General features: G+C 41.8%; 13 protein-coding genes. 6 read left to right on the forward strand and 7 right to left on the reverse strand.

The window, feature by feature from the left end; translation table 11 throughout:
• Positions 1 to 123 precede the first annotated feature (123 nt).
• From rpoD to E0H81_RS03220, 6 genes are all read left to right on the forward strand, one after another.
• The gene (gene rpoD / locus E0H81_RS03195; protein ID WP_131316464.1) at positions 124 to 2,010 is read left to right on the forward strand and encodes an RNA polymerase sigma factor RpoD; all 1,887 of its coding nucleotides are present in this window, start codon (positions 124 to 126) and stop codon (positions 2,008 to 2,010) included.
• A gap of 116 nt (positions 2,011 to 2,126) precedes the next feature.
• Positions 2,127 to 2,414, forward strand: coding sequence for a YbeD family protein (locus E0H81_RS03200; RefSeq protein ID WP_165492585.1), 288 nt, complete (start codon positions 2,127 to 2,129; stop codon positions 2,412 to 2,414).
• Positions 2,415 to 2,576: 162 nt separating this feature from the next.
• Entirely contained in the window at positions 2,577 to 3,236 is a 660-nt protein-coding gene (lipB, locus tag E0H81_RS03205; RefSeq protein WP_131316466.1) for a lipoyl(octanoyl) transferase LipB, read from the forward strand.
• 77 nt (positions 3,237 to 3,313) lie between these two features.
• Complete coding sequence (locus E0H81_RS03210; RefSeq protein WP_131316468.1) at positions 3,314 to 3,847, forward strand: hypothetical protein; 534 nt, start codon at positions 3,314 to 3,316, stop codon at positions 3,845 to 3,847.
• Position 3,848: 1 nt separating this feature from the next.
• Positions 3,849 to 5,033: an iron-containing alcohol dehydrogenase gene (locus tag E0H81_RS03215; RefSeq protein WP_131316470.1), complete on the forward strand. Its 1,185-nt coding sequence runs from the start codon at positions 3,849 to 3,851 to the stop codon at positions 5,031 to 5,033.
• A 264-nt stretch (positions 5,034 to 5,297) separates the two neighbouring features.
• Positions 5,298 to 6,695, forward strand: a complete 1,398-nt coding sequence (locus E0H81_RS03220; protein ID WP_131266894.1) for an APC family permease — start codon at positions 5,298 to 5,300, stop codon at positions 6,693 to 6,695.
• A gap of 58 nt (positions 6,696 to 6,753) precedes the next feature.
• Here the strand turns inward: E0H81_RS03220 and E0H81_RS03225 are convergent, their stop codons facing one another.
• The 7 genes from E0H81_RS03225 to lolA all read right to left on the reverse strand — a co-directional run bounded on the left by E0H81_RS03225 (position 6,754) and on the right by lolA (position 14,122).
• Complete coding sequence (locus tag E0H81_RS03225; RefSeq protein WP_244926490.1) at positions 6,754 to 7,212, reverse strand: hypothetical protein; 459 nt, start codon at positions 7,210 to 7,212, stop codon at positions 6,754 to 6,756.
• Positions 7,213 to 7,335: 123 nt separating this feature from the next.
• Complete coding sequence (locus tag E0H81_RS03230) at positions 7,336 to 7,815, reverse strand: tRNA (cytidine(34)-2'-O)-methyltransferase (RefSeq protein WP_131316472.1); 480 nt, start codon at positions 7,813 to 7,815, stop codon at positions 7,336 to 7,338.
• A gap of 37 nt (positions 7,816 to 7,852) precedes the next feature.
• A complete protein-coding gene (cysG, locus tag E0H81_RS03235; RefSeq protein ID WP_131316474.1) occupies positions 7,853 to 9,229 on the reverse strand; it encodes a siroheme synthase CysG in 1,377 nt (458 codons plus the stop codon).
• Between the two features lie 91 nt (positions 9,230 to 9,320).
• Positions 9,321 to 10,592, reverse strand: a complete 1,272-nt coding sequence (gene serS / locus E0H81_RS03240) for a serine--tRNA ligase (RefSeq protein WP_131316476.1) — start codon at positions 10,590 to 10,592, stop codon at positions 9,321 to 9,323.
• Positions 10,593 to 10,711: 119 nt separating this feature from the next.
• Positions 10,712 to 11,503 carry an RsiV family protein gene (locus E0H81_RS03245; protein ID WP_131316478.1) on the reverse strand — a complete coding sequence of 264 codons (792 nt, stop codon included), beginning with the start codon at positions 11,501 to 11,503 and terminating at the stop codon, positions 10,712 to 10,714.
• A gap of 130 nt (positions 11,504 to 11,633) precedes the next feature.
• Entirely contained in the window at positions 11,634 to 13,130 is a 1,497-nt protein-coding gene (locus E0H81_RS03250; protein ID WP_244926491.1) for a carotenoid oxygenase family protein, read from the reverse strand.
• 293 nt (positions 13,131 to 13,423) lie between these two features.
• A complete protein-coding gene (gene lolA / locus E0H81_RS03255; RefSeq protein WP_131266904.1) occupies positions 13,424 to 14,122 on the reverse strand; it encodes an outer membrane lipoprotein periplasmic chaperone LolA in 699 nt (232 codons plus the stop codon).
• Between the last annotated feature and the right edge of the window lie 132 nt (positions 14,123 to 14,254).

Here is a 14,254-nt window from a genome sequence, read left to right on the forward strand (position 1 = left end):
ATTGTTAAATCAAAGTCATCTTTCCGAATGAGACTTGAGCAATCAATTCAGAACTATTTAAAGCGAATTGTGCTATCATGCATGGTTTTTCACCGCCACAGATTCAATGAAGAGTAAGCAAAGATGAGCGATATAACTTCCCCTACTTCGCAAGTAGCGGCTCTGATTAAGCGAGGCAAAGAGCAAGGTTACTTAACTTACGCTGAAGTTAACGATCATCTCCCAGCCTCGATTACGGAAAGCGAACAGATTGAAGACATTATTCAAATGCTTCAAGACGTTGGTATTCCTGTGCATGAACGTGCTCCTGAATCTGATGACACCATGTTCGACGGTAACAATACAGAAGCAACCGATGAAGTCGCTGAAGAAGAAGCGGCAGCTGTTCTTGCTTCAGTTGAAAGCGAACCTGGTCGTACCACGGATCCAGTACGTATGTACATGCGTGAAATGGGAACGGTTGAACTTTTAACCCGTGAAGGCGAAATTAGCATTGCTAAACGTATTGAAGAAGGTATTCGTGACGTTCTTCACTCTATTGCGTACTGGCCAAATGCGGTTGAAGTTGTATTAAAAGAATATAGCGATGTTGCCGAAGGCGAACGTCGTCTTGCTGATATTTTATCTGGTTATTTAGACCCAGAATCTAATGAAGAAATTCCAGAAGTTATAGAAGAAGCTGAAATTGTTGTTGAAAAACCTGAAGCTGCAACTAAAACAACCAAAGATGTAAAACTGGATGATGACGAGGATGAAGAAGCTGAAAGTGATGATGATTCTGAAGTTGAGTCAGGTCCAGATCCAGAAATTGCCCGCATTCGTTTCACCGAATTGGAAGATGCCTGGAAATTAACCAAAATCGCGATTGAAAAGTATGGTCGTGGCAGCAAACAGGCTGAAGAAGCACAGCAAGCACTTGCAACTGTGTTTATGATGTTTAAATTTACCCCACGTTTATTTGACATCATTTCAGAAATGATTCGGGGTACGCATGAACAAATTCGTACTTCTGAACGTGAAGTTATGCGTTACGCAGTACGTCGTGGTCGTATGGACCGCGACCACTTCCGTACGTCGTTCCCGGGTCAGGAATCAAATCCAGCCTGGTTAGATGAACAAATTACCAAAGCGCCTGCTGATCAAAAAGCTTATTTAGAAAAAGTACGTCCAGATGTGCTTGCATTCCAACAAAAGATTGCAGACATCGAAAAAGAACTGGGTCTTGATGTTAAAGGCATTAAAGACATTTCTAAACGTATGTCGATTGGTGAAGCCAAAGCACGCCGCGCGAAAAAAGAAATGGTTGAAGCAAACTTGCGTCTGGTAATTTCGATTGCGAAAAAATACACCAACCGCGGCTTGCAATTCCTTGACTTGATTCAAGAAGGTAACATCGGTTTGATGAAAGCCGTAGACAAGTTTGAATACCGTCGCGGTTATAAATTCTCGACCTATGCAACTTGGTGGATTCGTCAGGCGATTACCCGTTCGATTGCCGACCAGGCACGTACCATTCGTATTCCAGTACACATGATCGAAACCATTAACAAGATCAACCGTGTATCACGTCAGCTTCTTCAAGAAATGGGTCGTGAACCGACTCCTGAAGAATTGGGCGAACGTCTGGAAATGGATGAAGTTAAAGTGCGTAAAGTACTCAAAATTGCCAAAGAGCCGATTTCCATGGAAACGCCGATTGGTGATGATGAAGATTCGCATTTGGGTGACTTCATTGAAGATGGCAACATCACATCTCCAATTGATGCTGCAACTTCAGAAGGCTTAAAAGAAGCGACTCGTGAAGTGCTTGAGAACTTGACTGAACGTGAAGCCAAAGTCTTGAAAATGCGTTTTGGTATTGATATGCCAACTGACCACACTTTGGAAGAAGTCGGTAAACAGTTTGACGTAACACGTGAGCGTATTCGTCAGATTGAAGCCAAAGCATTACGTAAATTACGTCATCCATCTCGTTCTGAACACTTACGTTCATTCCTAGAAAATGACTAATTCTTGATGATACGGATGGAGACTTGAAAAATAATCGAGTATCTCCATCTAGTATTCATAAGACATATAACGCCTGCATTTATGCAGGCGTTTGATATAAGGGGACGACTATGACCATGTTAGACCGTACGCCATCTCGCGAACTTCAAGAAGATCTATGGGTTTTCCCTATGGATTATCCAATCAAACTGATTGGTGAAGCAAGTGATGATTTACATGTCGCTGTTGTAGAGATTTTAGTGAAACACTTTCCTGACTTTGATAGCACGAGTATTAAAATTCAAGTATCTCGCACAGGTAAATATCACTCTTTAACTGCACAACTGCTTTTCTTGGAGCTTGAACAAGTTCATGCGCTTTATGCCGATTTAGCCGCTTGTCCATTGATTAAAACAGCGCTTTAAGACAAATTAAAAAACACGCTTCGAGGCGTGTTTTTTATATCTACAAAAAATCATGGAATCCTTTTCAATAAAAATGGCAAATCATCTGGGTATTACCCCTATCCCAGCATGATTTCATTATAATCATTTATAATATTTTCAATTTTTAAGGACGCACTTTACGTGACTGCTGCTGTTCTAAAACCAACCCTGATTATTCGTCAGTTCAACCAGCTCACCCCCTATCTCGATCGTTTTCAGGACATGAAAAACCTGACGGAGAGCCGGGATGAAAACACTCCCGATGAACTGTGGATTTTGCAGCATCATGAGGTTTTAACGCAAGGTCAAGCCGGAAAACCTGAACATATTCTGATGCCCAGCAACATTCCCGTAGTGCAAACTGATCGTGGTGGACAAGTCACCTGGCATGGTCCGGGTCAACTGGTGGCTTACTTCATGTTTGACTTAAACCGTTTAGGCTGGAATGTGCGTACTTTGGTGTCTTATGCCGAAAACCTCATGATTGAACTGCTGAAAAAATACGGCATTGAAGCCTATGCCAAACCGGATGCACCGGGTGTATATGTCGCAGAACGTAAAATTGGCTCTTTAGGCTTTAAAATTCGTAAAGGACGTAGCTATCACGGCTTGGCTCTAAATATTGATTGCGATCTGTTTGGCTTCCATACCATTAACCCGTGCGGTTATGCAGGGCTGGAAATGGTTCGTGTCATGGACCTGGTTCCGGACTATCCAAAATTCGATAACTTGTGCGTCGATATCATTGAAACTTTAAACAACAGCGGTTACTTTAATCAAGTTCAAGTCATGCAACAATAACTTTGCTTTTGACATAAAAATAAATTAGAGTATTTACTCTAAACTAATAAAATATTTTTTAGATAAGGGATGCGCGAGTGATTTCAACCAAATCCGTAAAGCCCGCTTTACAACTGACCTATGTCAAACTCATGATGGATGTGATTGGCAGAGGTCTGGTAATGGCGAGTCAAGTCGATGACGAAGTAAAACAGGAAGTCGCTAGCTTCCCTGTCGGTTTTGTTCTATCGATGAAAGTATTTCCCCATGGCCCGGCTTTTATTGCGAAAGTCACGGAGGACCATCAATTAAAATTACTAAAATCAGTAGACATCAAGCCTGATCTAACCATTACTTTTAAGCATTTAACCCATGCTTTTTTAGTCTTTTCTTTCCAGGAAAGTACTGCACAAGCCTTTGCTCACGACCGCATGATTGCAGATGGTGATGTGTCAAACGCCATTCGTCTGGTCCGTTGCTTAAATAAAATGGAATCGCTGATTTTACCTAAACTCCTGGCCGAGCTTGCTGTAAAACAATATCCAACTGAATTGAGCCTAAAACAAAAACTCACCGGAGCTGCAAATATTTATTTGAAACTAGCTCAATCCTATTTTAAACGGAGTGCATAACATGGCTAAGCCTTATTACGAATTTTTCTGTCCAGTAAAAGTCATCGCAGGTCATGCCGCGTTAGAACACATTCCCTTTGAACTTGCGACCTTGGGTGCAAAACGCCCGCTGATCATTACCGATAAAGGCGTACGCGCAAATCATTTACTGGCTCCGATCGAAGCTGCATTTGAATCTACCGATGCCGTGATTGGTTATATTTTTGATGATGTTCCCCCCGATTCAAGCGTACAAACCGTTCGAAATGCAGCAAAAGCGTATCGCGACAATAATTGTGATGCGATTATTGCGGTAGGTGGCGGTTCAGTGATTGATACTTCCAAAGCGACCAATATTTTGGTGACTGAAGGCGGTGATGACTTACTGAAATATTCAGGTGCGCATAATCTTCCAAAACCGTTAAAACCATTTTTCGTAATTCCAACGACTTCAGGCACAGGTTCTGAAGTCACCATGGTTGCCGTGGTTTCTGACCTTGAAAAAAATGTCAAAATGCCATTTGCATCTTATTACCTGATGCCGCATGCAGCGATTCTTGATCCGCGTATGACACAGACACTGCCGCCACACTTAACCGCAATGACGGCAATGGATGCATTGACCCATGCGGTTGAAGCTTATACCTGTATGGCTGCAAATCCAATTAGTGATGCTTATGCTACTGCTGCGATCAAAAAAGTCAGCAACTGTTTGTTCCATGTACTGGATAACCCAACTGATGAGTTTGGTCGTCTTGAATTGGCTCAAGCCTCCACCATGGCAGGTATCGCCTTCTCTAACTCAATGGTGGGCTTGGTGCATTCATTAGGCCATGCATTAGGGGCGGTTGCGCACCTGCCGCATGGGTTGTGCATGAACCTGTTCCTGCCTTATGTACTCGAATACAACAAAGAAGTGAATGGCGACAAAATTGCAGAATTATTGCTTCCTTTAGCGGGTGCCGATATTTACGCCCAAACACCTGCTCACTTACGTGCAGATAAAGCCATTGCAACCATTCTGACCATGCGTGATCGCTTGAATACCCTCACCAAGTTGCCGCGTACATTACGTGAAACAGGTAAGGTATCTGAAGCACAGCTAGATGAAGTGGCAGAAAAAGCGTTAAATGATGGTTCTATTATTTACAACCCTAAAGAAGCCAGCTTAAGCGATTTAAAAGCGATTCTAAAAAAAGCTTGGTAAATATTGAAAAGTAAGCGAATATAGCTAAAAATTAGCCTGATGTTTTTTTAAGCATCGGGCTTTTGCTTTGTGGAAAGTTAAAGCTAAATTTTTATATCGAATGGCATATTTTCTGCATTAAAAATTCATAAAGATACTGGCAAAAGGTACCAAACTAGAGTAGATTGGCGCACTTTTGTTTTATTCGTATAGGGGGGATCGTTCGTCTCAAACGGTCCTTAAAACATGACTGATCCTTGATCAACGATTAAGAGGATAACGCCGTTGACAAATATCTCTGGGACTCCATCGGCAGCTAAACTGCAAAAAACGCTGGGACTCTGGCACATCATTATTATCGGTTTAGCTTATATACAGCCCATGACGTTATTTGACACTTTCGGCCTAGTATCGGAAGAAAGTCATTTTCACGTACCGACATCCTACATATTTGCACTCGTTGCAATTTTATTAACATCCCTGAGTTATGGTCATATGATTCGTCGCTACCCTTCTTCGGGTTCGGCTTATACCTATGCTCAAAAATCGATTCACCCCAATGTCGGCTTTATGGTGGGCTGGTCATCCTGGTTAGATTATCTATTATCACCAATGGTCAATATCATTCTTGCCGTGATTTACCTTGAAGCACTCTTCCCGGATGTAAACCACTGGGTTTGGGTGGTTGTACTTACGGCATTCATGACGGGTGTTAACTTACGTGGTGCGCGCTTTGTTGCGAACTTCAACAGTATGATTGTGTTGATACAGCTGGTTGTAATTGCCGTATTTACCTATTTGGTTTACACCAAGCTGCAAGCGGGCTTTAATGCAGATGGTCCAATCTCTGCAGAGCAGCGCTATCAGCTTTGGAGCCTGGAACCGTTTTGGAACGAGCTGACTTCAGTCGGTGCACTGATTACCGGTGCAACTTTACTGTGCTTCTCATTCACGGGTTTTGACTCACTGAGTTCGCTTGCTGAAGAAACCAAAGATACTGAAAAGACATTGCCTAAAGCAATTTTCTTGACTGCGTTGATTGCCGGTGTGATTTTTATTATCAGCACCTACTTCATGCAAATTTACTTCCCGAACGATCCGAAAACATACTTTGAGGATATTGCAGCGACTCAGCCAGATATTTTAATGCTTGTGGGTGGCTCACTATTCCAATCTTATGTTCTTGGTTTTGCGATTGTGACGGTGTTGGCATCAGGTATTTCAGCACATGCTGGCGTATCACGCTTGATGTTTGCCATGGGTCGTGATGGCGTGATCAACAAGAAGATTTTCGGTCATATTAGTCCAAAGAACTACACACCTTCATACAATATTTTAATTGTCGGTGCTGTGGCTTTAACTGCTGGCTTTATGAATCTTGATACAGTGATTTCACTGATCAGTTTCGGTGCTTTAACTGCATTTACCTTTGTCAACCTGTCAGTCATTTCACGCTATGCCTTGCGTGATGGACGAACCAAAGACTTTAAAGATATTTTAAACTTTGTGATTGTGCCCTTACTCGGTTTCGTTAGTGTGTTTGCACTGTGGTTAGAAATTGAAGAAACATCATTGAAATATGGCTTATGGTGGGCGATGTTCGGTATTTTATACCTGGGTTATAAAACCAAAGGTTTTAAACACCCTGCTCCACAACATAACGAGTTTGATGATTCTCATTAATAGGTTCATACACTCAATAAAAAAGACGCTTTATGCGTCTTTTTTATTTATATAGTTCTTATTTAATCCGACAGTTAAAATCCATCTGGGTCTCTACAATATTGTCCTTATAACCCAAGCTCTGAATAAAAGCGTTTCGGTCCTGCAGCAGTTTTTGATCCTGCTCTGTTAAGCGCGCCTTATTATCAACCGCCATCCGATAGATATCATTAATGATATTTTGGTAAATTCCACACACTTCCTGACGCTTGGTCTTTTTCAACGTTCGTCCAGTCCAGCTTCGCTCAAAATCATCCGCTTTTAAGGTCTTGCCCCACGCTTCAATCTGCAGGTTCATACGTTGCTGCATATTTTTTAAGCCTTGTTGAATTTCCGCTTGGGTCAGCGGTTCTACTTTTTCAGGCACGCTCTCTACTGTCGGATTGGCAAAAATCGATACAGAAGCAGTCACTGCCACAATCTTAATTAAGCCACTCAAGATACTTTGAAGTTTTACTGTTTTTATCAAGTTCGACATATTGCTGATCTTATTTCTATGTTTTACTTTTTATAACTAAAATTCGTCAATTTATGAAGGAAAAATCAATCGAACTTACATAAAAAAACCACCTGACGGTGGTTTTCATACATCTTGAACGACTTAGTTTAATTCCTGAAAGTCTTGCTGACGCCATGCTTCATACAAGATCACCGCTGTCGCATTAGACAAGTTTAAACTGCGTGAAGTCGCTGCCATTGGCAAACGAATCCAGTGTTCTTGAGGGAACATCATCCGCACATTTTCAGGCAAACCACGTGTTTCAGGTCCCATCAACAATGCGACCGGACGGTTTAAATTTGACGTATGCGGGGTTTCAAAACCTTTGGTGGTTAATGGATAAATCGCATCATTTTCAATGCCCTGCTCTTTTAAATGAGCAACGCATTGTTCAAAGTTTTCCCAAACTTTCATATGTGCCCATTCATGATAATCCAAACCTGCACGTCTGAGCTTTTTGTCATCCAGCTCAAAACCCAGCGGTTTTACCAAGTGCAATTGTGCACCGGTATTGGCACATAAACGAATGATATTCCCGGTATTTGCAGGAATTTCAGGCTCATATAAAACAACATGAATCACAGGATTTCTCTACTCTTTCAATGCAACACGGCTTGAATTAGCCTTGCCACTGTAACTGATCGCGCAAACTTACCACTTCACCAATAATAGTCAGGGTAGGCGCTTGAATTTGATGTTCTGTCACTTTCGATGCAATGTCTGCCAAAGTTCCCACCACCACTTTCTGGTCTGGCGTGGTGCCTTTAGAAATAAGTGCCACCGGCATATTAGGACGCTGGCCATGTGCAATCAGTTGTGCACATATTTTTTCCAGTCCGACCAAGCCCATATACAACACCAGGGTCTGGTTTTCATAGACCAGTTCATTCCATGGTAATTCAGGTGAACCTTCTTTCAAATGTCCAGTCAGGAAACGGACACTTTGCGCATAATCACGGTGCGTTAAAGGAATACCGGCATAAGCTGAACAGCCCGATGCTGCGGTAATTCCTGGCACCACCTGAAAAGCTACACCCGCAGCAAAAAGTTCTTGAATCTCTTCACCACCACGACCAAAGATAAATGGATCACCGCCTTTTAAACGGCAAACTCGCTTACCTTGCGCGGCGTATTCCACCAACAAAGCATTAATGCCATCTTGAGGAACACTATGATTGGAACGCGCCTTACCGACATAGATTTTTTCTGCATCACGGCGACACAAATCCAAAATCGGTGGCGATACCAGACGGTCGTAAATGATCACATCGGCTTGTTGCATCAGGCGTAAAGCTTTCAAGGTCAACAATTCCGGATCACCCGGACCTGCACCGACCAGATAAACCTCACCTTTCGGTTTTTTCCATTCAATTAACGCTTGTTCAATTAAACGGTTAGCTTCTGCAATATTGTCATTAAACACCTGTTCCTTGAGTGGACTTGCATATAAGTCTTCCCAAAAAATACGGCGCTCATCTGGATTTTCAATTTTAGCTTTAACTGCAGCACGCCATTTTCCGGAAAAATCTGCCAGCTTGCCCATCCCATGTGGAATGCTTGCTTCAAGCTGAGTCCGGATTTGACGGGATAAAACCGGTGATGTGCCATTGGTGGCAATCGAAACCACCAGTGGTGAACGGTCAATAATCGCGGGAACCATAAAACGGCAATGCGGTGGATCATCCACACTATTCACCAATATTTTTTCAGCTTCACAGGCTTCAAAAACTTGGATATTGGTGGCTTTATCATTGGTTGCAGCAATGACTAAACGATAATTTCGTAACGGAATATCTGGACTAAAAGGTGCTTGGACATATTGCCCTTGGCAAGCTTTAACAATCTCTAGAAGATTGGCTTCAATTTCCGGTGCGATCACATGAATGACTGCACCCGCTTTTGCCAAAAGTACCGCTTTACGATAAGCAATATGTCCACCACCGACAATCAGACAAGGTTGCTGTTGCAACTTTAAAGAGATTGGAAAGATATCCACGAATTACCTCAGTATTTTTAAATCTGACTGTCTTAAGCAATTTTCATGCACAAAATTGTGCTATTTGATGATTTATTGATCAATCCGGAGATTAATCAATAAATTCTGCACCACCCATATATGGACGAAGCACTTCAGGAACTTCAATAGAACCGTCTGCACGTTGATAATTTTCCATTACCGCAAGCAAGGTACGACCGACTGCCAAACCAGAACCGTTCAAGGTATGGACAAATTCAGTTTTCTTTTGGTCTACACGGTAACGTGCTTTCATACGGCGTGCCTGGAAGTCGCCCATGCATGAACAGCTTGAAATTTCACGATAAGTATTTTGGCTTGGAACCCAAACTTCTAAATCGTAAGTCTTGATTGCGCCAAAGCCCATATCGCCACCACACAGGATGATTTTACGATATGGAAGACCCAAGGCTTGCAAAATACCTTCTGCATGACCCGTCAATTCTTCTAAAGCCTGCATAGAATTTTCAGGTTTAACAATTTGCACCATCTCAACTTTGTCGAACTGGTGTTGACGAATCAGACCACGGGTATCACGGCCATACGAACCGGCTTCACTACGGAAACATGGCGTATGCGCTGCATATTTCAGCGGCAAACGGTCTGGATCAACAATTTCATCACGCACGAAATTGGTCACAGGCACTTCCGCAGTCGGAATGAGATAAAGTTCTTTTTCGCCTTGAAGCTTGAACAAGTCTTCTTCAAATTTAGGCAACTGACCTGTACCACGTAAAGAATCTGCATTGACCAAATACGGTACATAAGCTTCGGTATAACCATTTTTCAAGGTATGGGTATCGAGCATGAATTGGGTAAGCGCACGTTGCAGACGCGCCAATGGTCCTTTAAGAACACTAAAACGCGTACCGGTCAATTTGGTCGCAGTTTCAAACTCCAAACCGCCCATCCATTCACCCAAGTCAGTATGATCTTTGATTTCAAAATCAAATTGACGCGGTGTACCCCATTTTAAAATTTCAACGTTATCGTCTTCATCTTTACCTTCAGGTACAGATTCGTGCGGCATGTTTGGAATGCTGAGAGACTTGGTTTCAATTTCATTTTGCAATTCAGCAAGCGCAACTTCTGCTGCCTTGATTTCATCACCAATCGCAGCCATACGCGTCATGATTTCAGATGCATCGCCACCAGATTTTTTAATTTGGCCAACTTGTTTAGCACCCGAATTACGCTCTGCTTGTAAAGCTTCAGTTTTCGATTGAAGCTCTTTACGGCGAGCTTCAAGTGAAGCCCACTCTTCTACATTCAGCTGTACACCACGTTTTGCTAAGGCTAAATTTACAGCCTCAATATTATTTCTGATTAATTTCGGGTCGATCATAGCCAATCTTTTGCAAAGAAAAAAACTGGCTATAGTGTAAGCGCTAAACGCTAAAAAAGACAGTGACCGAGCTTACAGCTGTGCCTTATTAAAGCAAATTCAACCAAATTAACTCAAAATCAAGGTGTCGGATAGTGCGGCAAACTTGGCAGATATTGCGATTTAACCAGTTTACTGAGTGCAACATACGGTAAGGTGAGTTCAGTCATGCCTTCTGCATATGAAGCCAGTTCATATAAAGGATAAACAAACACAATGCCGTTCGCGCCATAGTAAAAATTATCACTTAACTTGAGCTGGCTGCGCTCAATAGTATGTTGATCTAACCAGATGCTATTTGAGTCATACAAAGCATTCAATACTTGCTGTTCTGTACCTTTCACCAGAATGTCTTGTAGCGCCAAACGTTTTTTGTTTTTCAAATCAAAATTCACAAATTCCTGATGGTGCATGCCATGTGCTGCACCAGATGAATAATTGTAAGTCTGAATGGCAAATGTCGCCTGGTCATATTGCTGAGCAATAAAACGCACATAGGTCGAACTTTGACTTAAGTTCGGCTCAGCGCCCTCAGCAGTATTAATTTTTTGATTGGGTGCAGTTGAAAATGCAATCGGATCGGCTTTTTTAATTCGATCGATAAAATAATCATCAATCCATTTCAGATTGGTCTTTACGCTCTGAATATCATATTGCATACAGCCATTTGCATCGCAAGCTTCTGGCTTGGTCAGTTTGACCGGAACAACCTTGGCTTGAATTAATGCAATGGACTCAGACTTTTCCTGCTGCTGCGTCGTTGTTGTCTGTTCACTTTTCGGTACAGCCCGCTCCTGACAACCCGTCGTGACCAGTGCCGCCAAAGAAACAGGAAGTGCCCAGAGCCATTGTTTATTCTTGCGTATTTCCATTTTATTTTTACAACCTAAGACCTTTTATAATGCCCCTGCACTATACAAAGCTCGCTCACTGAATGAAATTTTAAATATGTATCTTTAAAAATATTTAGTCTTATAGATATGAATCAAAGACCTCATGATTTTAAGATAAATCGACCCAATTTCCATGAAAGCCCAATGGCACATGCACACCAAGTAAAACTTCAGCTTGAGGCTGAATATTTAAACCTTGAGCTTTTAAAATCACCACTTTCGAACTTTCTTGATGGATGTGATGTACATAGCATAACAAGTAGCCATTCCCCTCAGCGGCATCCGCTGATTCAGGGATAAAGACCACTTCTCCCGTCACCCATTGATCACCAAATTCATATGTGGTTTTTTCACGCGTTTGCAGGTCGTGACAAATCAAGTGATTGGCTTTGTTCATAGTCACAGGATCAAAACTGACACTATAAATATAACGATGCTGCTCAGCAGTATATCGCTCATCAATTCTTGGAAATTCTTGTGCCTGTGTATCTAACACTTGTCGGTCCACGGTATTTTTCTTCGGATCAATTGTCCAGCGTTGCAATTGTGTATTTTGCTGTTCAAATGGACCTTGATGGGATTTTTTAAACATGTGGCGATGAACCACGACATCCAGAATAATTTGCTGTTGATCATTTCGATAAGCATTTGCAGCATGAAAAATAAAACAAGGGTCTATCCCAATCCACTGTACTTCATCGGCATGGCCATATTTGGGTAAAATCCCGATACGTGCCGCATGCTTTTCATTCCATTCATAAGGCAATAGATTACCTTTAAGGAGCTGCTTAAAAGAAAACGTGACAGGCAAATCAAAAATTAAAACGTCTTGCTCGGTAATGGCACAGTCATGAATCATCGGGCCATGCTGTACAGGAATTTTAGCCCAATGTAGTAACTGTCCTTGCTCATCAATCACTTCATAATAGGCATGTTTGATATCCAGCGCATCATAGCAAACCGCATGTAGATGCCCTGTGTTATTGTCCTTATGCGGATGTGCAGTAAAAGGCAGGTCGGCATCTGTATTAAAAAGGCAGTGTTCTTCCGTGTTCAGGTTTAAGTCTAAACGTGCCGGCAAAGTGCCCGCTTCCACACTCGCCCAAATTTTATTGGCATGATAAAAAGCATTGGTATTCACTACATCACCAGGACCACGGCGAAATCCCGCTTTGACCGCCTTGTTCTTTTGCTTCTGTACCGCATCCGTTTCAATATAATGACTTTTAAACCACACGGCTTGGCCCTGTTCAATTTTTAGAGCATGCAGCATTCCATCGCCGGTGAACCAATGATAGCAATCCGGATTTTCAACATAAATCGGATTTGGCCCTATTCTTAACAATAGTCCGGTGAGGTGCTGCGGAATTTCCCCAATGACTTTAAATTCGCGCTTTTCCACCTCATCGACCGGACCAAATATCCCATGTAGATAAGGATTTTCTGCCTTGGCTTTAGAGAGGTTTTTAGCTGAATCTTTTGATCTTCTTTGCAGCCAATTCACCCCCAAGCCCATGACTTTTTGACGATAAGTATTAAATTTTGATTTAAATCGTGTGAACCGCGGATAATCCACGGATAAGGTCACTATATTGTTATTTTCCACTTTTTTTAATTCTCCTGAGCTTTTTTCTTTGTTGCTTTAGTCTTTGTTATTTTTTCTATGTCTTAGGGGGCATGGATCTTGGTTATTTTGCCACTCACTTTTGATCACTAAATTCTTATCTTTATGTATTGTGAGCTGTAGCACTTATTCTGCAGCTTAGCGCTATTTTTGCATAGTGGTACTTTCCCTCTCAAAGCATCGCTATATTTTTAGCAGAATATAAACGAAAAAAGCAGCCACGTATGACTGCTTTTAAATAAACTTTATGATTTAATTAATTATAAATCAATTCATTATTGATCAATAATATCGGTGCCTTTAGGCGGAGTAAAATTAAAGGTAGAGGCTGGAATTGAAGGATTCACTTTCACGTTATTGAATCGAACATAAGTAGTTTGACCGAGTGAATCTTCCAAGATCATCAAACTTGGTGCCTTGTTTACCCCAAAACTAATCGTCAAGCTTTGGAATGCCCCATCACGGTCTTTAGGCAGCAAGGTGTAATAGGTCTTGCCTTTATCCGGTTGAGTCACACGATATGACTTCATGATCTGACTGGTATTTCCCGACAATAACAAAGCTGGCGTATTTGCCACTTGATCATCCAGGCTCTGACGGACCGCCTGTTGCAAGTCAGGATCATAAATCCAGACGGTTTTACCCGAAGTCACAATGGTTTGTTTTGAAGGAGTCGTAGTTTCCCAGAAAAATTTACCAGGACGGGCAACTTTCATCACACCTTTAAAGGTCTGATTCATATGTTGTCCAGTGAGGCCTTTTTTCTGTGGAGCTTTACTGCCAGAAGTGGCTTTTGTAGTTTGCTCAAAATTTGCTGACAAACTTCGGATATTAGTTAACTGTTTGACCAAATTATTGGTTGCTTGTTGCTCCGACGCTGCAACAGGCGCAGCAAAAACAGTAGTACTTATTACCGGTGCAAGCGTTGCGGCACCGAATGTCATAGCACATAGGGTTTTACGAAGCATTTTCATCTCATCACCTTTTTATTTGCTGTATCGCAATTTCTTCAATGTCCCCATCTTAAACCAATTTTTATAGCTAATAATTGAGAAAATAAGAAGTTTTGTATTGTTATTAATGCTCAATGTAGATTTTTCTACATC

The sequence above is a fragment of the Acinetobacter terrestris genome (assembly GCF_004331155.1).
Lineage (GTDB): Bacteria > Pseudomonadota > Gammaproteobacteria > Pseudomonadales > Moraxellaceae > Acinetobacter > Acinetobacter terrestris.

Coding starts and splice junctions, on each gene's coding strand:
- rpoD (WP_131316464.1), top strand. CDS start 124: ATGAGCGATATAACTTCCCCTACTTCGCAAGTAGCGGCTCTGATTAAG.
- E0H81_RS03200 (WP_165492585.1), top strand. CDS start 2,127: ATGTTAGACCGTACGCCATCTCGCGAACTTCAAGAAGATCTATGGGTT.
- E0H81_RS03215 (WP_131316470.1), top strand. CDS start 3,849: ATGGCTAAGCCTTATTACGAATTTTTCTGTCCAGTAAAAGTCATCGCA.
- E0H81_RS03225 (WP_244926490.1), bottom strand. CDS start 7,212: ATGTCGAACTTGATAAAAACAGTAAAACTTCAAAGTATCTTGAGTGGC.
- serS (WP_131316476.1), bottom strand. CDS start 10,592: ATGATCGACCCGAAATTAATCAGAAATAATATTGAGGCTGTAAATTTA.
- E0H81_RS03245 (WP_131316478.1), bottom strand. CDS start 11,503: ATGGAAATACGCAAGAATAAACAATGGCTCTGGGCACTTCCTGTTTCT.
- lolA (WP_131266904.1), bottom strand. CDS start 14,122: ATGAAAATGCTTCGTAAAACCCTATGTGCTATGACATTCGGTGCCGCA.